General features: G+C 63.5%; 27 protein-coding genes and 1 pseudogene. 14 read left to right on the top strand and 14 right to left on the bottom strand.

Features of this window, described 5'->3' with window-relative positions:
* From FV226_RS22695 to FV226_RS22680, 4 genes and pseudogenes are all read left to right on the top strand, one after another.
* Positions 1–305: pseudogene (locus FV226_RS22695) on the top strand (hypothetical protein); the annotation flags it as partial.
* Between the two features lie 103 nt (positions 306–408).
* Complete coding sequence (locus tag FV226_RS22690) at positions 409–837, top strand: DUF5681 domain-containing protein (RefSeq protein WP_147764674.1); 429 nt, start codon at positions 409–411, stop codon at positions 835–837.
* Position 838: 1 nt separating this feature from the next.
* On the top strand, positions 839–1,036 hold the full coding sequence (locus FV226_RS22685; protein ID WP_147764673.1) for a hypothetical protein: 198 nt from the start codon (positions 839–841) through the stop codon (positions 1,034–1,036).
* Positions 1,033–1,350: a hypothetical protein gene (locus FV226_RS22680; RefSeq protein WP_147764672.1), complete on the top strand. Its 318-nt coding sequence runs from the start codon at positions 1,033–1,035 to the stop codon at positions 1,348–1,350. The genes FV226_RS22685 and FV226_RS22680 overlap by 4 nt, the downstream gene beginning before the upstream one ends.
* 5 nt (positions 1,351–1,355) lie before the next feature.
* Here FV226_RS22680 and FV226_RS22675 read toward each other — a convergent pair whose 3' ends face one another.
* Entirely contained in the window at positions 1,356–1,808 is a 453-nt protein-coding gene (locus tag FV226_RS22675) for a hypothetical protein (protein ID WP_147764671.1), read from the bottom strand.
* Here FV226_RS22675 and FV226_RS22670 point away from each other — a divergent pair.
* Both FV226_RS22670 and FV226_RS22660 read left to right on the top strand, forming a co-directional pair.
* On the top strand, positions 1,798–2,331 hold the full coding sequence (locus FV226_RS22670) for a hypothetical protein (RefSeq protein ID WP_147764670.1): 534 nt from the start codon (positions 1,798–1,800) through the stop codon (positions 2,329–2,331). The two genes, FV226_RS22675 and FV226_RS22670, sit on opposite strands and share 11 nt — an antisense overlap.
* A gap of 836 nt (positions 2,332–3,167) precedes the next feature.
* Positions 3,168–3,659 carry a MucR family transcriptional regulator gene (locus FV226_RS22660; RefSeq protein ID WP_147764668.1) on the top strand — a complete coding sequence of 164 codons (492 nt, stop codon included), beginning with the start codon at positions 3,168–3,170 and terminating at the stop codon, positions 3,657–3,659.
* Positions 3,660–4,001: 342 nt separating this feature from the next.
* Here FV226_RS22660 and FV226_RS22655 read toward each other — a convergent pair whose 3' ends face one another.
* Entirely contained in the window at positions 4,002–4,859 is an 858-nt protein-coding gene (locus tag FV226_RS22655) for a porin family protein (protein ID WP_147764667.1), read from the bottom strand.
* A 409-nt stretch (positions 4,860–5,268) separates the two neighbouring features.
* On the opposite strand from FV226_RS22655, the gene FV226_RS22650 reads away from it, so the two are divergent.
* On the top strand, positions 5,269–5,520 hold the full coding sequence (locus tag FV226_RS22650; protein WP_147764666.1) for a hypothetical protein: 252 nt from the start codon (positions 5,269–5,271) through the stop codon (positions 5,518–5,520).
* 11 nt (positions 5,521–5,531) lie between these two features.
* On the opposite strand, the gene FV226_RS22645 is transcribed toward FV226_RS22650, so the two are convergent.
* Positions 5,532–6,095 carry a PAS domain-containing protein gene (locus FV226_RS22645; RefSeq protein WP_147764665.1) on the bottom strand — a complete coding sequence of 188 codons (564 nt, stop codon included), beginning with the start codon at positions 6,093–6,095 and terminating at the stop codon, positions 5,532–5,534.
* 332 nt (positions 6,096–6,427) lie between these two features.
* On the opposite strand from FV226_RS22645, the gene FV226_RS22640 reads away from it, so the two are divergent.
* Entirely contained in the window at positions 6,428–6,838 is a 411-nt protein-coding gene (locus FV226_RS22640; RefSeq protein ID WP_147764664.1) for a helix-turn-helix transcriptional regulator, read from the top strand.
* 24 nt (positions 6,839–6,862) lie between these two features.
* On the opposite strand, the gene FV226_RS22635 is transcribed toward FV226_RS22640, so the two are convergent.
* The 5 genes from FV226_RS22635 to FV226_RS22615 all read right to left on the bottom strand — a co-directional run bounded on the left by FV226_RS22635 (position 6,863) and on the right by FV226_RS22615 (position 10,277).
* Positions 6,863–7,300, bottom strand: coding sequence for a hypothetical protein (locus tag FV226_RS22635; protein ID WP_147764663.1), 438 nt, complete (start codon positions 7,298–7,300; stop codon positions 6,863–6,865).
* A 28-nt stretch (positions 7,301–7,328) separates the two neighbouring features.
* A complete protein-coding gene (locus FV226_RS22630; RefSeq protein ID WP_147764662.1) occupies positions 7,329–7,667 on the bottom strand; it encodes a hypothetical protein in 339 nt (112 codons plus the stop codon).
* A gap of 105 nt (positions 7,668–7,772) precedes the next feature.
* On the bottom strand, positions 7,773–8,744 hold the full coding sequence (locus tag FV226_RS22625; protein WP_147764661.1) for a site-specific integrase: 972 nt from the start codon (positions 8,742–8,744) through the stop codon (positions 7,773–7,775).
* Positions 8,745–8,751: 7 nt separating this feature from the next.
* On the bottom strand, positions 8,752–9,783 hold the full coding sequence (locus FV226_RS22620) for a DUF3102 domain-containing protein (RefSeq protein ID WP_147764660.1): 1,032 nt from the start codon (positions 9,781–9,783) through the stop codon (positions 8,752–8,754).
* Positions 9,784–9,806: 23 nt separating this feature from the next.
* Positions 9,807–10,277, bottom strand: a complete 471-nt coding sequence (locus tag FV226_RS22615; protein WP_147764659.1) for a hypothetical protein — start codon at positions 10,275–10,277, stop codon at positions 9,807–9,809.
* Between the two features lie 263 nt (positions 10,278–10,540).
* Here FV226_RS22615 and FV226_RS22610 point away from each other — a divergent pair, with 263 nt between their 5' ends.
* The 3 genes from FV226_RS22610 to FV226_RS22600 all read left to right on the top strand — a co-directional run bounded on the left by FV226_RS22610 (position 10,541) and on the right by FV226_RS22600 (position 13,332).
* Complete coding sequence (locus tag FV226_RS22610) at positions 10,541–11,218, top strand: AAA family ATPase (RefSeq protein ID WP_147764658.1); 678 nt, start codon at positions 10,541–10,543, stop codon at positions 11,216–11,218.
* 511 nt (positions 11,219–11,729) lie between these two features.
* Entirely contained in the window at positions 11,730–12,749 is a 1,020-nt protein-coding gene (locus FV226_RS22605) for a helix-turn-helix domain-containing protein (RefSeq protein ID WP_147764657.1), read from the top strand.
* A 277-nt stretch (positions 12,750–13,026) separates the two neighbouring features.
* Positions 13,027–13,332: a hypothetical protein gene (locus tag FV226_RS22600; RefSeq protein ID WP_147764656.1), complete on the top strand. Its 306-nt coding sequence runs from the start codon at positions 13,027–13,029 to the stop codon at positions 13,330–13,332.
* A gap of 323 nt (positions 13,333–13,655) precedes the next feature.
* Here FV226_RS22600 and FV226_RS22590 read toward each other — a convergent pair whose 3' ends face one another.
* Positions 13,656–13,907 (bottom strand): hypothetical protein, encoded by a 252-nt coding sequence (locus tag FV226_RS22590; RefSeq protein WP_147764654.1) that lies wholly within the window; start codon positions 13,905–13,907, stop codon positions 13,656–13,658.
* A gap of 738 nt (positions 13,908–14,645) precedes the next feature.
* Here FV226_RS22590 and FV226_RS22585 point away from each other — a divergent pair.
* Positions 14,646–14,891, top strand: a complete 246-nt coding sequence (locus tag FV226_RS22585; RefSeq protein ID WP_147764653.1) for a hypothetical protein — start codon at positions 14,646–14,648, stop codon at positions 14,889–14,891.
* A 19-nt stretch (positions 14,892–14,910) separates the two neighbouring features.
* Here the strand turns inward: FV226_RS22585 and FV226_RS22580 are convergent, their stop codons facing one another.
* The 5 genes from FV226_RS22580 to FV226_RS22560 all read right to left on the bottom strand — a co-directional run bounded on the left by FV226_RS22580 (position 14,911) and on the right by FV226_RS22560 (position 18,615).
* A complete protein-coding gene (locus FV226_RS22580; protein WP_147764652.1) occupies positions 14,911–15,339 on the bottom strand; it encodes a hypothetical protein in 429 nt (142 codons plus the stop codon).
* Between the two features lie 2 nt (positions 15,340–15,341).
* Positions 15,342–17,396, bottom strand: coding sequence for a hypothetical protein (locus FV226_RS22575; protein WP_147764651.1), 2,055 nt, complete (start codon positions 17,394–17,396; stop codon positions 15,342–15,344).
* Between the two features lie 57 nt (positions 17,397–17,453).
* A complete protein-coding gene (locus FV226_RS22570; protein WP_147764650.1) occupies positions 17,454–17,993 on the bottom strand; it encodes a hypothetical protein in 540 nt (179 codons plus the stop codon).
* Between the two features lie 78 nt (positions 17,994–18,071).
* Positions 18,072–18,281 carry a hypothetical protein gene (locus FV226_RS22565; protein ID WP_147764649.1) on the bottom strand — a complete coding sequence of 70 codons (210 nt, stop codon included), beginning with the start codon at positions 18,279–18,281 and terminating at the stop codon, positions 18,072–18,074.
* Between the two features lie 10 nt (positions 18,282–18,291).
* On the bottom strand, positions 18,292–18,615 hold the full coding sequence (locus FV226_RS22560) for a hypothetical protein (RefSeq protein ID WP_147764648.1): 324 nt from the start codon (positions 18,613–18,615) through the stop codon (positions 18,292–18,294).
* A 106-nt stretch (positions 18,616–18,721) separates the two neighbouring features.
* Between FV226_RS22560 and FV226_RS22555 the strand changes: the two genes are divergently transcribed.
* Together FV226_RS22555 and FV226_RS22550 are read left to right on the top strand one after the other, a co-directional pair.
* The gene (locus FV226_RS22555) at positions 18,722–18,991 is read left to right on the top strand and encodes a helix-turn-helix transcriptional regulator (RefSeq protein ID WP_187278826.1); all 270 of its coding nucleotides are present in this window, start codon (positions 18,722–18,724) and stop codon (positions 18,989–18,991) included.
* 43 nt (positions 18,992–19,034) lie between these two features.
* Entirely contained in the window at positions 19,035–19,472 is a 438-nt protein-coding gene (locus tag FV226_RS22550; RefSeq protein ID WP_187278825.1) for a hypothetical protein, read from the top strand.
* The last annotated feature ends 294 nt before the right edge of the window (positions 19,473–19,766 follow it).

Here is a 19,766-nt window from a genome sequence, read left to right as displayed (position 1 = left end):
TACCCCTCACAGACTGGTCCGCAGCCGACGTGTTCGCCTACGTCGCTCAGCATGACCTGAAGCTGCCTCCACAGTATGCCGAGGGCTACCCCGGCAGCATCGAATGCACGGTGTGCCCAGCGCAGGCCATGCCGGCTCGCATGGACTACCTCGCCAAGAACTATCCCGATGTGCTGCCGGTCATTCGCGCCTGCGTCCGCGACGTGGCGAGCGCGACCATGGGAACCGTCGAGCACATGCTTGCGACAGTCGAGGCGCCGTATCCAACGCCGGCCGAACCCGCCAGCACCTTCGGCCGGTATTGAAGGATCAACAGATGCGCCTTTTCTGTTCTTTTCCTGTATTAACAGGCAGCAGGATTGCCCTACCCACTCGCGCCATTTGCGCGGCGAACGTGTAGAATTGGTCATGACAGCACGAGGCAACACTTTCGAGCGCGGGCAGAGTGGGAATGCGGCGGGGCGACCCAAGGGCGCCCGCAACCGCGTGACGCTGGCGATGGAAGCTCTGCTGGACGGCGAGGCCGAGGCCCTGACCCGCAAGGCGATCGAGATGGCCTTGGACGGTGATGGGCCGGCGATGCGGCTCTGCATGGACCGGCTCTGTCCACCGCGGAAGGATCGCATCCTGTCGTTCGACATCCCCAAGATCGAGACTGCGGCCGACGCGGCCAAGGCCACGGGCGCCATGCTGCAGGCGGTTGCCGACGGCGAGATCACGCCGGGCGAAGCCGCCGAGTTCGGCAAGCTGGTGATGGCCCACGTCGAGGCGATCAAGGCCACCGATTTTGAGAAGCGCCTTGCAGCCATCGAGGAGGGACGTAACAATGTTGCGTGACATGGAACGCCGACTGCTGCGCCTAGAAGCGAAGCACGCCCCGAGCACGCCCCTGCAGGCCGTCGTCATCATGGCGCGGGATGCCGAGGATGCCGCCCTGCAGCTCGCCGAGGCAGTTGCCGCCGGGCGCCATCGCCACGGCTGGCCTGTGATCGTCCTGACCGGTCAGCCCGCCACCCTTCACGGAGCACACCCATGAGCCGGACTTTTGAGGCCCGCCTAGCGAAGGTCGAGCAGGCCATCGCCCCGAAGCAGAGGAGCCACGAGGATTGGGTTGCCATCCTCGCTACGGAGCCCGCCCCCACGGAGGCACAGACCGTAGCGATGGACGCCGAGATCGAGGCAGAGGCCATCGCCGAGCACGGCAGCCTCGCCGCAGCAGCGCGAGCCGCCTACCTGAAGGCCAACCGCACCCGTGACCCGCTAGACGGCTTTCTCGCCGTGGATCTGGAGAGTAGGGCCATGGCGGAGAGATCAGCAGCGGCCACGACCCGTTCCCTACCGCTGCACTGAGAGCCTTATTTTTGGGTAGCCATCCACCTTGCCCGGACCGTTCGTGCGATATCCGCAATCACCGGCTCCAGGATGTTGGCTATGAAGAACGGGGCCGGAAGCCTTATCATCCCTGTCCGCCTGTACCTGAAGGCGTGGGCGCCATGGTACGGGCTGAGCCATTCCATGAGGTCGCCGAATTCCTCATCTGGCGGCTTAAATCCGCGCTCGATGGCAAGCTCAAACAGCCCTGACAGGTTGTGTCGGATGGACGAGTGCGTGACGCCGCCCTTCCTGGCGCTCGGGTCAGCGCCGCCGCTCAACAGGTATGCCTTCAAGGCCAGTTCGGCCGAATGGCAGAGGAGATGCCACGCCGGGGCGGTCAGGTTGTTGTCTCGATGCGGCGACCCTTCAGGATGCGTGCGCAAGGCCGCAACACGATACGCTTCGGCATCCTGGACCATGCCGATGGCGATCACCTCCGGCGGTCGATCGGTTGGCTTAGGGCTATCGCTCATGGGGACTCGCTCATCGTTGATGATCGGCCTCCTCACAGTAGCTTTGACTCTGGACGTGGCCGTCGCCGATCCGGTGCTCGGCTGCAAGCTAGACGGCCTTGAACTGGCGACTGATGCGCCGGGAGTTCTTGGAGGCGGTCGCTTCCGTGTCCTGAAGGTCGAGAGCCGCTTCTGGCGCTTGCACGGCCCTGGGGTGAACGACTTCAAGCCGGACGGCTACGTCAAAGTGCTCATCGAAGGCGATGGGCGCAGGTACGTCATCGTGCAGACGTACAGTCGCTACGGCATGCCTGCGAACTCCGGCGTTTCGGCGGACGCCACGCCCGAGCGCGTCAAGCAGATCAATCCCAAGATCCGTTCACCGAAAGGCGAGCGTGAGCGGGTGAACGGCGTTTTCGTGGTGCTCGGCGGACCTCTCGGTGAGGAAACCGCGCTCATGCCGGTCGACTGCAAGAAGCCTTATGCATCACCGGGCCGGAACTAACGGTCGACGAGTGGGTGATACGGCACACTACCGAAGGCACAGGTTGTTTTAGTTTGTTGCGGGTTTTGGACTTGAATGCATAGAGAAATCTGATCTGAAAGACCAAATTATATCTTGACGCGAATTGTATAGCGAAGCCATCGATAGAAACATAGATGGTTTGTTGCAGTCATGCATTTTTGCAATTGCAATGGCTTCCATAGGAGAGATCGCTTGTATATTGCGGCCGTCCACCGCCGATCCAGAGCGTCCATCATAGAAGCGCAAGATGCATTCTAATCGGTAAGTTGGCATGATTGCCTTCAAACCCCTGTGGTCTTTGACGGGAAAGGCTCGGCGGGTGATGGCGTGTCGAAGGGGAGGCTGCGATTAGGTTCTACCTGACGACCTCACCCGTCACCGGGTTCGTGACACCAAGGATCGACAGACCGACATCCGCACCGCGGCGCCATACGATCCGCATCCGCACGGATCGCTGAGAACCTTGCAGAGTGAGCTCGATGCAGTCCGACAGCGGTTCCCTTTGCGAAACCGAGATGCGGGCACCTTCTTTTGACACATCCCGCACCACGCAGGGGACCTCATCCCCGTCATCCGTGCGGAGCGCCCCAATGATCATCGTCTCGCGGCGCGGAGACTGTCGCGGGTAGGTAGGTTCGTCCATGCTTCTTCGTCCACCGAATGGTGATCAAATAGCCATTGAATGGTTCAGAAAGGCTGACGCAAGGATCGGATTGCTCGAAAATCCGTAAAGATTTTCAACGCTAGGCTTCCACTTTAGCGAGATATATGCAGGGTGCCTGCCTCTACAAGTTGCATGTGATTGAGAGCGAGCCATGGACGAACTTGAACAGGCGCTGCCTGACGACAACCTCGATATGACGGCCGACATCGTGTCCGCCTTCGTCTCGAACAACAACGTGCCCGTCTCCGAGCTTCCGGGTCTGATCGCCAGCGTGCATGCCGCCCTGGCTGCTCTCGGCAAGGAAGCCCCCGCAGAGCCTGCTGGTCCCGAGAAGCTAACCGCCGGGCAGATCCGCAAGTCGATCACGCCGGATGCGCTGATCAGCTTCGAGGACGGGAAGTCCTACAAGACGCTGCGCCGCCACCTGACGATGCGTGGCCTGACTGTCGACGGCTACCGGGCAAAGTACGGCCTGCCGGCCGACTATCCGATGACATCGGCCTCTTACTCGGCACAGCGGTCCGCGCTCGCCCATTCCTTTGGCCTTGGTCAAATGCGTCGGAAAGCGGTTCCTGAAGGCGTAGAAGCGCCTGAGGCAGCTCCGAAGGCCCGCGGCCGCAAGAAGGTCGCCGAGCCAGCCTGAAGGTCGCTCAGCGGCACGTTCCTGAACATCGCCGTGTCATACACTCTTGGCAAAGCCGCGGACCACGACCTTGCTGAAACTTTAAGCTATGCTTTGTAGGCCGATGTATTGTCCATCGGCCTAATACGGGTATGATGGAGATGGTCCTATTCCATCTGCCAATATACAACTCAAACGCGCCTTCAAAGGGCGCGTTTTTTTGTTGTCTTTCAAGGACATGACTGGAGCTGCCGTTACGTAAACGACGAACGCCCCAGGAGGGTTGCTCCTGAGGCGTTGCTTGACCTAGCGGGCGGTCTGATCGGGCTGGGATGCTCAAGCCAACGGAATGGCCTAGCAGTCCTAGTAGGTACCGAACTTGTAGTTGATGCCGGCGCGGGCGAGGCTGCCCTCGGTCGAGATGCGCGAGATGTACCCGAGGCCCGGTCCACCGGTCGTGCCGACGAGCAGGTTGCGGCTGCCGAGGTCGTAGCGGATGTACTCGCCCTTGATCGTCACGGCGCTGGCGCGGAAGAAGTTCAGGAACGACTCGGTGGGCAGCGCGTACTCGATGCCGCCGCCGTAGGCGTAACCGGTCTCCATGCTCGAACGGCGGGCGGCGTAGGTGATCGGCGCGCCGGTCTGGAAGGTGATGGCCTGGGTCACGTCGCCGTAGGCGAAGCCGCCGGTGCCGTACACGAACACCCGGTCGAAGGCGTAGCCGATGCGGCCGCGCACGGTGCCGAGATAGTTGAGTTCGGTGCGGTAGCTGTTGATCAGGACGTTCGGGTTAAAGGCGGTGTTGGTGGTGTTCTGGACCTGGTTGCGGCTCAGGTCGGTGTACTGCGCGTCGGCCTCGACGCCGACGACGATGCCGGAGCCCGGCGTGAACTGAAAGTTGTAGCCGATCTGGCCGCCGCCGCTGAAGCCTTCGGTCGCCATGTTGACGGCCGGACGGCGGAGGTTGCGGTCGACGTTGGTCTGAAGGTTGGCCGGCGCGGTCGCGGTGCCGACGGCGCCGAGGTTGTTGATCCCGGTGGTCCGGATCGTGTCGCTCTCGGTAAAGGCGTAGCCAGCGTTCACGCCGACATAGAACCCGGTCCAGGTGAACACCGGGACGGGCGTGAACACCGGCGGGGGCGCGCGACGCGGAAGGTCGGCCGCGGAAGCGGCGGCGGTCAGCGCCGTGAAGGCAGCGAGTGTCGTAAGAAGCTTCTTCATGGCCTGAACCCCTTCAGATTGCTCGATCTGGGGTACGGATAAGCTTATCTCAGCCAGATTGTTGTGCCATAGCCGCCACACTTGTACCTAGATTGTAGCGAGGCCGTGGAAGCCCCCAAGTCGGCCCCGAAGGCCCCTGGGCGGAAAAGGTCGCCGAGACGGCGTAACGTTGCTCAGCGCCCTGTTCTGGCACCGCTGGCCAATGCTTTGGTGGTAGGCCCATAACCCGGCGCAGGCATCCTGCGATGGTGAACTGCGTCGCGTACCAGCTCATGGTCGTGGGGATACGACCTCCCCCGCCAGCCCGTGATCGGATCGGGCGGCGGGGCCGACCCGGCTGCTCGATCAGCTCACAACCTCAAGCGACCTGTCTGCGAAACTTGCCAAGCGCCCGCCTCGTACGCAGAGCATGACGAGCGCCGATCTCCATCAAGCCAACCCCACGTCCGCGAAACCGGATGCCATCGACGAGATATCCGAGAAGGAGTTTGTGGAAGCCTGGAAGGCCATCGTTGGTGAGCCGCCGGCCGTTATGCTCGAAAGCCGCGCTGACATGGTGAAGGTGCTGGTAGAAAGTGTCCCGATCGCGAAGCCTGATCCTGCTGCCGCACTCGATCTGAGCCACCGGCCAGAACCCGAGATGCCGGGACCAGACAGCTAACCAAACTCTCGTCAGTGCACGCTGTCAGTGACGCTCGATCCCACGCTTTTGGCGAGGATCGTTCCGAGTTCGAGCAGCATGACGTTGATCAAGGTCGGCAGGATCGGCGAGCCTAGCTCCTTGGTCAGAGATCGAAGCGCCATGAGCGCATCGACGACCCGGTCGATCGTTTGCATCGTATGATCGCTCGCAGCCTGGCCGTCTCGGCGGGCCTCCGTCAGGTCTGTCATCAGCCCGATACAGCGCATACCTCGGCCGGTTGGATCAGTCTCGACGCGCCCACGCGCGGCGATCCAGTGAACACCACCTTCCCGATCGCAGGTGCGAAACTCGGCTTCAAAACGTCCTGCACTGCTGTGAGCCTTGTGCATGAGGTGAGCGATACGCTCGCGATCTGCCACATGGACGCCTTCCAGGAGCGTTGAGACGGGTACTCCCGATGCACCTTGCGTCTCATCGACGGCAAGCACGCGGGGGAGCGCGCCTGTCAGTTCAACAATCTGCGTACGGAGATCAGTTTCCCATGTGCCGAGGTAGCCCGACGCATCGAGGACGGACTGCAAAGATGCTGGCATGGACTGTCTCCGTGAGAAGTTGCATCGCCCACCACAACCGAGAAGCCCGATCGTTGCAATCCTTGGGCGTGCCCAATTTCGCAATGCAGCAGCAGACTGTATCGGACTCGGCTTCCACTTAAGCTCCCCGCATCGGGAGGACGAGCGCAGATCCAGTTCTGGCGAGCACGGATCACAAAACGGTCAGTGGGGCGAAAATCAAGCCATGCCGCTCTTGCAACCCAGGATTGATATCGGTAACGAAACTCAATCGTGCGCAATGCGTATTGGGTTGTGTTCGGGATAGCAGTGACGCTTGCCGGGCTACCTCCAACTCGAAAGTGACTGCCTAGATGACCCTCACCCATGCGCCGAAGCTCACCACCGACGGCGACCGCTCTATCGGAAGCCGCATCGCGGCGCATCGGACTGCGCAGGGCCTGAGCCAGACCGCGCTCGGGCAGGCTCTCGGGGTCACGTTCCAGCAAGTCCAGAAGTACGAGAAGGGCCGTAATCGCGTCGGCGCCGCCCGCCTTCAGGCGATCGCCGATTTCCTCGATGTGCCGGTCTCGACCTTCTTCGATGACCCGACTGAGAGCACTGATGGCAAAGAGACGATCCAGCACCTGCTCCAAGATCCGGAGGTGATGGAACTGGTTCGGACCTTCGGCACCATCTCCGACCAAGCGACCCGCCGCAGCGTGCTGTCGATCGTGAAGGCTGCCGCTAGTCTTCAAGTGCGAGTGGCCGCAATCCCGAACTGAGTTGCCGTTGATCGGTTTGGGCACTCAACGCAGCTGATACGGCCCTCGAAACAGATCCCCCAGCGCCCGGCGCCGGAACAGCGTTCGCCAGCGCCGGCGCCGATGCTCTGGCCGGTCGTGGATCATGTGGCAGCGCTGGCAGAACGCGGCGAGGTTGGCAGCTGTGTTGTTGGCGGTGTCGTGATCCCGGTGCGCGGCCGCGAGCACCACGCGTGTGGTCCGCAGGCCCGCGACCAAGTCAGTCAGCGCCGGCAGCCGTGCAAGGCTCTTGCCCTTTCCATCGCGCCAAGCACCGATCTCGGCGTCCCACCAGCGCCCGTCGCCGAGATGGTAGATGAGGCGCCCGTGCGGTCGCCCGCAGTCCTCGCAGGCGCCACCGGCGCGCCCGAAGCGGATCGTGGCCGAAAGCTGCGACCAGTCGATCGGGTAGAAATAGCGGTGCTCTCGCCGGATGGGCGTCAGAGAATATCGGCCGCCAGACCAGCTGATGCTAGACGCCCTGTTTGCCCGACTTCACGCGAGATAGAGTGCGAGCGCTCTCGCGTTCGAACTGCCGCGGCGTCATCTCGCCTGCGTCTACGCGCCGGGCAAGCTGCGTCCGGTAGGCGATCGCCGCTTCCTGATCTGGGGTAAGCGTGACGTTCGCTCGGGCAGCCGCGCTCGTGCGCTCCGCCCACTCCGTATACGAGATGCGCCGTGCGTCACGATCAGCACGAAGGCGGGCGACGTCCTCCTGGAACACGGCTGCCTGCTGTGGACTAGGCGTAGCGGTCTGGCAGGCGGCCAGACTGATCGAGGCGATAAGAACAGCGGTAACGTGTCGGTACATGGCAGTCTCCCCTAAACAAGGGGCTTGGACGGTTGTGATCGGACAGGCGATGCCTGCAAAGCAACACAACCAACTAAATCAACCATTTTTTCGAATAGGCATGGTTCACAAAAACCCGCTTCCCGCATGATCCTTGAAGGCGTTTGCTCGCCGGACGTACCCAAGAACGGTCCTCGGATCGCGATGCCCTGAGACCTCCATGATGCGAGCAAGGTCGGCCCCACGCTCGGCCGCCGTCGTCACGAACCCAGCGCGCAAGCTGTGCCCGCCGAACGCAGCCGGATCGAACCCAGCCGCCCCCGCGTAGCGCTTCACGATGTCCCCAATGCTGCGATCGGTCAGGGCCTCGGCTCTGATCCGACCCGACCGCGACACGGGCCGAAACACCGGCCCATCCGTGATCTCAGCCGCTACGAGCCAGTCCCGCACCAAGGCAACCGGTCGGACGTGTCGGCCGTGCGGGATCGCCTTCTCCGCTCCCCTGCCCTCCTGGTCGGTTTTCGACCGCCGGATCAGCACGCGCAGGCCATCGGCGTGGTCGGTCAGGTCGGAGACCAGCAGCGCGGCGAGTTCCGATCGCCGGAAGGCACCTGCGAACCCGAGCCCGAGCAAGGCGCGATCCCGCTTCCCCGCGAGACTAGGCGGGGCGTGCGAGAGCATGGCGGCCAGCACCTCGGCCGTCGCGGCGGTCTTCTGTCGGATCTCCATTCCCGGCCGGCGTCGAATGCCTTTGATGACCGCATGGACCGCCTCGTGCGCGCCGGGGTCCGGCAGGTGGGCGAGTTTGTGCGCATAGGCGATGGCGGCAAGCCGCCGGCCGATCGTGGACGAGGCCCGCCCGGCTGCCGCCTCATGCGAGAGGAACGCTGCAACCGTCTCGGGCGCGGCCGGCATCGAGGACACGCTATGGCCGTCGCACCATGCCGTGAACGCCGCCCAATCCGATTTGTAGGCGCGCACCGTGGCCTTCGCCTTTGAGGCACGCTGATAGTCTCGCACCAAGGCGAGAGCATCGGCCGGCAGGCTCGCGCCCGATCCGGCAGAAACCTCGACGGCACGGCTTGGGGCATCGGCCATTGCAGTGTCAGTCTTCAAGGGTCGGCACGATACGGACCGAAATCTCGTTCAGCTTCAGAACGCGGACGAGGGCGAGGAAGCGCTTCACGCCGTCCAGCACCTCATACTCATAAAACGATCCCCTTCCGCGGATCTCCTTCCGCACCAGCAGTGGTTCGCGCAGGCCATCGCGCTCAATTTCTTCTGAGAGCGCTCTGGCTTCAGCCATGTCCTCTGGCCCAAGCGCCCAATCATAGAGACGCCCTGACAGAGCGATTTTCCCGGCCTCTATCTGCACGGCGTCAACGCCGCGCGCGCGTTCCATATCGATAAGGTCGATGGCTGCTTTCGCAATGTCGTTCCCGGCGACGCCGAGCATGGCGAGGAAGGTAGCAACATCATCAGCGCCAAAGCGCTCAATGAGAGCCGTCGCTGAAGCTATGGTTTTCTCTCGCTTCTCCCGCACAACCGTGCGGACCTCGGCTCGGGCTTCCTCGTTCCGCCGCTCGCGCGCAAGTCGGCCCCTCTCACCCTTGGCCCGCAGGGCTTCCTCTTTCTCTAGCTGCTCATTGGATAAGCCCGCGCGCCGTGCCGCCTCGCGAGCTGCTTTGGCTCGCGCCTGCTCTGCCTCTTTCGCCTCGCGCACCTCTTCGAGGATCGTGTCGGGCTGGACGGTCTCGCCGGCCTCAATCCGGCGCAGGACGGCGGCACGCACCGGCTCAGGCGTCGATTTCTCGGCGAGCTTGTGAACGACGGCGAGTGGCAGACTTCCCACCGTGGGAAGTTTCGGGCCGAAGCTCCGCGCCATGTCCATGCACCGATAGGCGGTGGACTTGCTCAAGCCGACCGCACCTGTGACCCACGGGAGGAACTGCCCGTGGTCCATCTCGCTCTGCGCGGCTAGAAGCTCGCGGCCGATCTCGCCGGCCGTTTCGACCGTGTGGGACATGCCCCTGATGCGCTCCGCTCGCTCGCGTTGGTGAGGCGCGACCTCGGCCGGTAAGGTGCCGTAGTCGAAGGCCGGCGCGGCGGCCGGTTCGAGAGGCGTCAGCATATCCATCGCGATCCACTCCTGCAGTTGAGTTACGGGCGGAAGCCGTCGAAGTGCGCTCCCGGCGCTGGGCGACCGTGCTTCAGGACAAAGGCCATTCGTTCGGTCGGCGCGGCGGAGGCTTCTGGATCAAACGCACCGCCGGTCCATTCGAGGAGTTCCCGCCGGGCGAGGTTCCTGACCGTGCCGAGCCGGATACCTGTTGCCCGAGAGCCGGCCTCCGAGACTACGTCGTAGGACGCGCCCTTCGTGCGGCGAAGGCTCGCCGATCCGTTGGACAGCAGGATCAGCAAGCGCCGCTGCGCATCCGAGATGCTGTGCCAGGTCGAGCGGGCGCCCGTGATGCCTAGATCGCTCTCCCGCAGCCTTTGGTCGAACTCGGCGAGGAGATCCAGTCGCCCGGCCTCGCGGACCATGTCGCGAACGCGCTCAGTCTGTTCCTGGCACTTGCGGTCAAGCCGCTGCATCAGGCGCTCCTGCTCGGCGAAGTTCTCCGCACCCATCCTGCCTGCCCTCTTGCTTGCATCGGCCGACATAGCCGAGGCTTCATTTTCTCACGTCGCTTGCGACTGTCCCGGCTCCAAACTTCCGAGAATAATCATTATCGGAAGTTACCTTTCTTCGGTTCCGTTGACAAGTACGCTAAACGGTAAACCTACACCTAAACGCACACGGCATACCTAAACGGGTTACCTACAGGTCAAGCTAAACGGTATCTTTGGACCTTAGACCTACACCGTTTAGGAAGCGCGCCGGAGGTGAGTCGATGCGGGTTGTCACGATCTTGGGTTTGAAGGGCGGGAGCACGAAATCCACGCTCACGGCGCACCTCGCTGTGGCTGCTCACCACGCTGGTATTCTGAGCGCGATCGTGGACACCGATCCTCAGGCCACGCTCCGGATGTGGTCCACGCGGAGGCAAACAGACGGACCACCCGTTCGGCCTGAAACGACGCCGGACTTTCTTGAGCCCACATTGCGCGAGTTCGAGAAGCAGGGAGCCGAGTTGGTCCTGATCGATACGGCCGGCAAAGCCGAGATTATGGGCAAGCGAGCGGCTGAGTTGTCCGACCTCGTGCTGATCCCATCGCGCACATCATTGGCCGACATGGATGCCGTGCCGACCTCACACACGATGGCCAAGGGCTTGGGCAAGCCGAACTTCGTCATCTTCACTGATGTGGATGTGAGCGGTGCAAAGAAGGATGTGAAGGAGGCGGCTGCGGGGTTCGTCTCTCGCGGTATCCCGACCGGTCGCGAGCATGGTGCGCCCTTCATCTGCCACCGCAAGGGCTACAAGTCTTGCTTGATCGACGGCAGCACGATCCAGGAGATCGAGCCCAACGGGAAAGGGGCTGAGGAGATCGACGCTCTGTTCCGATGGGTTGCAAAGCAGGTGGGCATCAAGGTGAAACGCAAGCGGACGGAGAAGCAGAATGGCTAAGCGGCCGAGCCTGTCCGCTTCGTTCGTGGTTGGAGAACAGCCAATCCTGGACCCTACACCTCAACCTAAATCTACACTTCAAGCTCAAGGTTTACGTACACCTATACCTAAAGCGCGTGACCATCGTGAGAACCGACAGGCGTTCACGGTGTGGCTGGACCGGGATCTCATCGCAAAGGTGCGCGGTCTCTCCCGCGAGCTGGTCGCTGAGCATGGTCGGGCTGGCAATTCTATCGAAGCCCTGGTCACAGAAGCCATGCAAGAAATCCTTGCGAAGCATCGCCGTTAGAAGGCTTTCAGGCCGCTTTCAGGCGTGAACTAGCCGGGGGCGTTTCGCCGGTTGAGCCACACGGTGAGAGAGGAGTGAGCAGCTGCCGCCTAGGCCTCACTTGGTCGATAGGCCATCGCTTGGCGCACCCTGGTCCGCACACTGGCATTTGGCTTGCCCTGCCAAGGGACGCATGCCTAACGTCCTTCATTGATTGGGTCGGATGGCGAAGGATTTGGCCCGTTGGGTGCGGACGATACGACGGCTGAAGTGGGCCTGCCGCACTTCTTCCTGACGACCTCAGGCTTGCCCCCCGGAGAGGCCTTCGAGCGATGGCGGAGTCTCTGTGCGCCGATGTACGAGGTCAGTCCGACCACGCGAGCCGCGCCCCTGCCTTTCGGGAGCAACATCGCCTACCCGATCGATGACCTCGTTTGTCATCGCACGCGGCTTTCAACCCAGCGGCTTCAGCGGGACAGCCGCCGTGTCGACGCTGGTCCCGACCACTACATGGTCCAGATCTACCGGTCCGGCCGCTTCCAGGGCACTGTCGGCGGTAAATCGCTCTCGGCCTCTCGGGGTACCGTAACCTTCATCGGGCGCCGTCACCTCCTCGATGGCATACTCGACCGAGCCGATGGGATCGGCATCGCCGTACCCTGTGCCCGTCTCCACGGGTTACCCTTCGAGGCGCACGGTCTACTCTTCGATGCGGCCCGCAACCGGCTACTGGCCGCGCGCATTCTAGACATCTACCGCCGATTGCCGACCACACGCGCCGACAAGGCTCCAGCTCTCGCCGATGAGTTCGTCGCCTTCCTGCGCCGCCTGCTTGACCCCTCGCAGGCGTCTGACGTGCTGGAAGGCTGCGAACTCCACGGCGGGCTACGCGCGCTGGCCGGGACGATCGTGCAGGAGAACCTGTCGCGGCCCAATCTGTCGCCTGAGTTCATCGCCGGGCAGATGCAGGTCTCGCGGGCCACACTCTACCGGCTGTTCGAGCCGGAGGGGGGCGTGATGCACTTCGTGCAAGGCGAGCGCCTGAAGGCGGTACGCGACGCCCTTGCAGACCCAATGGAGACGCGCACCCTAGGCCGGTTGGCCGAGGTCTTCGCCTTCAGCAGCCTCTCGCAGCTCAGCCGTAGTTTCCGCAACCGCTACGGCGTCCCACCCCAAGCCTGGCGTACCGAGCGTCGAGTGGCCCAGCGGATCGATGGTCAGGGGACGTTACAGAACGTCTGGGCATGGCTGCGCGAGAGGTGACGCTTCGGTTCGGCTCCGCGAGCTTGGTGGACTGAACATCTGGCAGTTCAAGCTGACGGGTCCGGCCGCACCAGAGTGCTTGTGTGCCGGGTAGATGGCGCTCGATCGATTGATCCGAAGGCCCGTCGAGGTGGCTTCTCGGCTGGTTCGTGAGACGTACAGCCAAACCTTTCGTGCGCCAGCAGGCTGTAATCCCCCTGCAGCCTCATGTCAGAACAGAACCAACTCAATACAGGCGATCAAGCTCACGGGCCTCATCGCCCTCATCGGCGGGGCCATGGTCGCCGCCCAGCGCAGTTTGAGACCCGGCAGGATGATGACGTTTCAGCTCCGCATCACGTCTGTTTCGACCGGTTCATCGGGGCGCTGGACCGATTGCGTATCGATCACTTCGGGGTCAGTCGCCGAGGCCATTGAACGGTCGGTGACAATGGTGGCCGCAACTTTATCTGACGGTCATGGCGAAGCCACTCTCCATGACCTTGTCGGGCGCTTGCTCTGGATGACTGAACCCCAAAAATTTGTAAGCAGCTTCCACGCACAAACGAGCTTAGTAGGAACCGATATTGTTGATCAGCAATAAGATCTAGGCATCGGCTATTATCAAGAACTATTCGTTTAGCATTATACGGTCAGATATGATGATGCCAGACCCCACACCATGTGAAGTAAAGGTTGACGGGCAGTGGCTCGCAGTCAGCCTTGCGGACGCACACGGTAAATACACCCTGGCGGTGAAACGCTGCCTGGCTTGCCACGGGCCGGTGACGGTCACCGGAAACTACACTGCTGTCTTCTCGCTGACGCTGATGCATCGTCGGACGTATGTGGGCTGCCCCCTTTCGAAGACATACTGCGGGACGCCGTCCCTACATCCGCTCGCGCTCAAATAAGTCCAAGCGATCGCTACTGCGCGTTGTCCGCACCGACCATCCGCACGGTGGCGCCAAGCCTGCTCCGGTCCAGCCCCTTGGAGACGTAGCGCTCATCCGCACGGGCAACCTGCACCGGCGCCGGAATACGCCCTACGAAGCTCAGATTGCCCCGCACAGCCTGTTCGAGCTGCGACCGCACCGCGCTATCCGCCAAGACGGCAAGGCCGCCCACGGTCGCTACCGCGAGGACGCTGCGGGTGAGGATCGAGGTGAGGGTGAGCATGGGGTGTCCTGGGCCTGCCAGGACCGTAGCTGAACGGTGGAGGTCGGGATGCAGCGTGGAGTACACACACGCGAAGTTTCTCGCTGGGCTGCTCACATCCCATGTCTGGTAACAAGCTAACTTGGAGAGCCCCTATGGCGTCTCTTCTTCAGTCGGCGGCGTAGTTTCCGCATCGGGCGTGGAGCCGGTTGCCTCAACGAAGCTCTCCACCAGCGCACGGACCTTGTCGCGAGCTTGTCGCTCAATCTCAGCGTATGCTTGACCTTCGAGCGGGACGAAAACGGCCCCTTCGAGGCGTCCCGCGTCGGTGATTAGTACGAAGTTGAACCTGCCAGAGCGGCTGCGTCGAAAGATGTAATGGGGTTTAGCCAATCTGCACTCTTCGCATGCACCATTCCTAGTCCTTACGATGCGAGGGTTGCTTTAGTTTCGCGCCAACAAGAAAAAGCTCGCCGGGTAAGGACGCGCCGAGGTTCGCAACCTGGGCGCATCCCATGCCTTCACACCGCCGGCTTAAGCCGTGAGATCGTGCCGCGCGGAACGTTGTAGCTCTGGCCGATCTCCGCGCAGCCCTCGCCGGCCTCGCGCCGTGCCAGGGCCTCCCGCTGCTGATGGGGGTGAGCTTCGGCTTCGGGCCAGAGCGGATGCCGCGTTCGCGAGATCGCCAAGCGCAACCATGGTACGTCCGCCAACGTTCTGGCCTTCGACCCGGATCACCGGGTGTCTCGGGAGAACCTGATGTCGGTACGTTTTGGGGTTGGCCTCTTGATTGCCGCGCTTACAGCGAGCGCGGCCATGGCTGCTCCGGTGGCTCCCGAAGATAAGGCGGCCATGCAGATGCTCTGCGCTGGCGATTTCGCGACCTTGTGCAGTGGTTTGCCGCCTGAGGATGGCCCTGAGACGCGCGCCTGCTTTGCTCGGAACATGTCCAAGCTCTCGCCCGGATGCCGGGACGCTATCGAGGCTTACAAGAAGAAGGGCTGAGCCGCAGCAAGGCTGGGCTTCAATGTCCCCCGACCATGTTGAGCAGCGCCACGCCGGCAGCCGCCACGACGTTGCCGTGGCCGCCCCAGGCCAGAGGCTCGGACGCGATGTCGGCGGGCCGGAACCTCGGTACAGGGCTGACACGCACAACTGGCAATAGGATCTCCACGGCCTCGGCCTCGCGGTCCGCATCATTCCCGCGCATCCACACGACTTGGCTACCGTGATGGTTCTCGGGAGCCGCCAGGGCGGGTTCAGCGTCCCCACCGTCCTCTGCATCGGTGTCGCCGTCCATGCGATCCAGCACGGCAATGATGTGGTCGGCGGCGTCTAGGACCGTCTGTAGGGCCTCGCCGAGGCGGGTGCGGATTTCCGCTTCCGTCATCGTTGCCGGTTCAACGGGAACGGCCACCTTGGGCCGCGGAGCGAATGTGAGGACGTTGCTCATGGTCAGACCTCCCCACCTTTGCCAGACAGCCGCTCTTCCTCCGCGAGGATGGCCGTCCCGATGATGATGCGGTTCTGAGCGTCGTGCGCGAGGCGAGCCATCTGCGCGAGGTTGCGTGCGGCCACCCCGAGACCGCTCATCAGGTCGCGAAACTCGTCCTCGGACTGGTCTCGAAGGACGGCCGTCAGTTCCTCGCGGCTCGCGCACATCATTATGAACCCGAGCCTTAGCCACCGCAGCGACCCGTCCGCCGCCTCGATCCACTCCGCCTTTGAAGGCAGGGGGCAGGGGCCGTTCCTGTCGGTCGGTGTGAACGGTGTGGCCGCAAGCCGGATCTGTGCCGCCTCGTCGGACTCCTCAAGATCGGATGTCGGCGGAAACAGTGTCAGGCTTTCCGCGCTCAAAGCGATAGATCCAAGGATGCTGCCGAGGGTCATTGCGCCCGTTACGCCTAGGTTTTCAGGCGCCCAACGTTGGGCGTGGCAGATCACAGCCACGAGGCCCGCGAGTGTCGTCGGAGGCGTTTCAAAGACTGCGTTCCATGCCTCGACTTCGATCCGTTCAGCGTTCTCCCAAGCAGCTTGAGCGAGCGCAACCGCGGGCTCGGAGGTGTCTAAGCCCTGTTCCCTGCGCCAAGCCTCATCAGCGGGGTTGCAGGTTTCCGTGAAGGTGGCGCGGGCCGCGGTGTGAGCCTGGATGACCGCGACGACGGGATCAGCGGCGCCGTCTGCCGGAAGGTGCGTCGAGCGGCACAGCCGGTCCGCATCCTCCCGGATCGCGGTCAGATGCTCCGTGTACGTCTGATCCAGCATGTTGTCCGTCATAAGCGGCAACAGGTACGTCAGCTTGGCACGGAGGTCGGCCAGGGTTTGAGCGGGAGCATCGGCGATTGCGTGCTCAGCCTCGATCTGCAACGCCGCGTCGCGGTCGAACTCTTCGTCGGTCTCGCCGTCCCGAAGCTGGGTCTCGTTCATGACCTCGCCGTGTCGCACGATCGCGGCCCGGATTTCGGGCGACACTGCGCTTGTCAGGTCCGCATCGTGTAGAGCGGTCAGTGCCGCTGCCTCGCGCTCGCGCTCTCTGGCGGCGTAGACCTCAGCCCCTTTCTCGGACAGCACTGACTTCTGCGTGGCCTCGGCTGAGACTTCGCGCTCGGCCTGTGACGCCCGCTGAGGCACCAGCACGCCGACGACGGTGCCGACGATCTTCTGGCGCAGGTGGTCGGCGTCGTAGGGGCCATCGCTCGTGTAGACCGTCCCCGCGCCGATGCGATTGACCGGATCGACCCACCACTGCGGCTCGCCCTGGCCGCCGATCTGGCGGTGGTTGGTCAGCACCACGTCACGGGTGCCGCTGTGCCACTCGATCACGCATAAGGTGCCGTGCATCAGCTCGCGCCGGGACGGATCGAAGACGACGGTCTCGCCCTTCCGAACCAGCGGATAGGCGCCAGCATCCTTGACGTACTGCTCGCCCATGCCCTCGGGGCACTCACTCATCGCCGGCAACTTGGGCGGGCGCGGGCCATACTTCGAGGGCAGATCGACATCGCTATAGGTCCCGAGAACGCGATGGATCTGCTCAACGCGATCGGCGCTCAGGTGCCCGAGACGCCCCGTGCTGGGCTCCACGACCTCGATCAGCGGCACCACTTCGGAGCCCGGCGCGAACGGCCGAGCGAACTCGGGTTGAAAGTGATGCGTCAGGTCGAACACGACCGGGCCGGGCTTGCCCTTGAGGTAGAACACCGCGAGGCCGGCGCCGGTCGGCATCTCGGGCACCACGATAAGCGCGGCTCCGGGATCAGCGTGCAGGCCAAGGCCCTCGCCCGTGATTTCGAGGGCGTAGGTTCCTTCCGGCGCGTCGGCCGCCACCGGAACGGTCCCCCGCGATGGGGCGTCCTGCGGAGCGGGCAGAGCGGCAAGCTCGGGCGTCGAGGCGGCATCGTCCCGGCTCTTAGCGAACCGGCCCGCAGTGTCGCGAAGGCGGGCGGCGCGGTCGCGTTGTTCGGCGTGTGCGGCTGTTGGCTCAGCCTGCGGGCGTGCGGAATTGCGCATCTCAGGGGCTCCATAGTTCGGTGTTTCAGGGTTTCCGTGTTTCCGGTGCTCGGGGGTTCAGAGCAGCGAGGCGAGGCCCGTAAGGACGCAGCCGCCGCCGATGAGCGCCACGGCGGCCATCAGCTCGCCGGCAGCCGCGAGGGCGCGACCGAGGCGGGCAGGCGCCGGGACCGGGCGCAGGTTGATTGTCGGCCCGATCAACCGGCCGGACGGCAGGGCCAGAGGAAGGCGCTGGATCGGCTCGACACCGAGACAGCGTGACAGCTCGGCCTCACGCACTTCGGCAATGGCCCAAGAGTCCGCGGCGCCCTGACAGCAGTGTGCGGCGGCGTTCGGCGCCTCTTCGGACAGCCACCAGCGAAGGTGCCGGATCAGGCACAGCATTCCGGCGCGGGTCGCACAGGGCGTGGCGAGTAGGGCGTTGAGGCTATCGTGCGTCTCATCGTCGGCGGCATCGCTTGCCTCGCCTTCGGGGGCGACCTGAAACACGCTCCACGCCTCGCTGTGGCGCTCAATAGCCGCGAGGATCGGATCGGCATGGAAGGGGATGCGCTCGGCATCGAGACGAAGAACGGGCAGGATCAGGGCATGGGACATCGGTCGGGCTCCAAAGGGCTCGTTGTTTCAGGGATTGCGGAAGTCGCGAGATCGGCAGTTCGGTGTTTCGGTGTTTCGCTACGGCGAAGCGCGGGGCTGGCTCAGCTCGGTCGCGAGCAGGCGCCAGCGGCGGGCAAGGCCGAGTGCCCAGGCATGGGCCTCGCGCTGGTCGGTCTCGCCGGCTGCGACGCGGTGGCGGTAGGAAGCCGCGAGGCGAAGGCAGATCGCGTGATCCTGCCGGGCGTGCAGCAGGCGGACGGCGGGGGAGCGGATCAGATCGGCAGCCATCGGTCCGGCCTCAATGCGCGCGGACGAGGCGGGAAGCCTTCGCGGCGGCCCAGGCGCCCTTGAGGGCGTAGGACATGCACACGCCCCAGGCGTCGCCGGTCACTTCCATGCGGGCCTGAGCGGCGCGGATCGCAGCGCGCATGATGGCGGAGCGGTCGAAGGTGCCATCGCGACGGGTCAGCGGGGCAACGGTGCGGGAGAAGTGCTTGGCGCTCTCGGTGCAGACATTCACGGCCGCCTTCGCGCGGGTGAAGACGCGGCGGGCGTCGGCGGTCAGGCGCGCGTCGGGGGTGCGGGCGATGTGCGAGTGGGGAATGAGGTTGGCGTAGCGCATCGGGAACCCCAAGTGGTTAGGGTTCACACCGAACCCGTCATGCGCTACACATAACGGATCAGGTCTAGCACGTCAAGCGTCAGACATAACGAAAGATGCGCAGAACATGAAATCGGCCGGCATGGTCAAGGCGGGGCGCGATTTGGTTGGCTGGTCACAAGCCGATCTGTCCACGAAATCGGGGCTCTCTCTCCCAACGATCCAGCGGATGGAAAATCCCGCGTTTGGGCCTCTGCGCAGCTCGGGTGCCAACATTGAGAAGATCAGGACCGCGTTCGCTGCGGCCGGCGTCACCTTCACGAGCGACGGCACTCGGGAGTGCGTCTGCTATGACGCGACGCGGCTTCGGGATGGAGAGGCGCTAGCCGGTGAGTGAGCAGTCTGCACCTACGAACCGGTTATTGGCGGCGAGCGTCCTCGTGGCCGTTGCGGTTGCAGGCACCCCATCGGCCGCGCTCGAATGTCCGAACGGCTCTGGCGTCTATCGCGGCACTACGACGACAACCCATGAACTTCGGTTCGCAGGACAGGATGGTGGCTTTCTGATCCTCTCTAAGGGTAAGGCCCGAGCCGTTTATCCCTTCAAGCTCACGTACTCGAACGGGCTGGCCCGCACCTACGTCACCGTGGCCGGCAAGGACGCTCCGAATAGCGTCATGATGGAATTCGGGCCGGACTTTGCGCCTTCCAAGGAGAAGGGCGCAGCCCCCTTCCTTGTGACCCCCGAACTGACAGCCGGGTTCTATTATTGGGATGCGTTCCGTTCCCGAGATCAGAACGAGCTTCTTCCCGACAGCGCATGGCGCTTAGTCGGATGTTCGTCGGACAGGCCCATAAAGGGCAGCGCAAAACCCTAGCCGCGACAAGCGGTGGACGGAAAATCGTTGACGGTTGAGTAACCAACCCCAGCCATATTGCCCCTCAAGCCAGGCTTAGGACCGGTTCGCTGGTGAGATGGACGACGCACCCGTCACCCCGTGATCAGATCGGGGGACGGGCCTGCCTCTCTCGGGCGGTGCCACTCCTAGGAGCGCGTCCGAGTAATCCTCTCGACGGCGGGGCCGGAGGGTGATTCACTTGGCTCATGGCCAAGGTGTTTCGCTCCTGGGATGTGGATCAGGGCTGGTTGCTGCCGCCCTCGCTGCACGAGT

The sequence above is a fragment of the Methylobacterium sp. WL12 genome, from assembly GCF_008039475.1.
GTDB classification, from domain to species: Bacteria; Pseudomonadota; Alphaproteobacteria; order Rhizobiales; family Beijerinckiaceae; genus Methylobacterium; species Methylobacterium cerastii.
The sequence above is the reverse complement of the archived record's forward strand: the minus strand, read 5'-3'. Positions and strand labels throughout refer to the sequence as shown.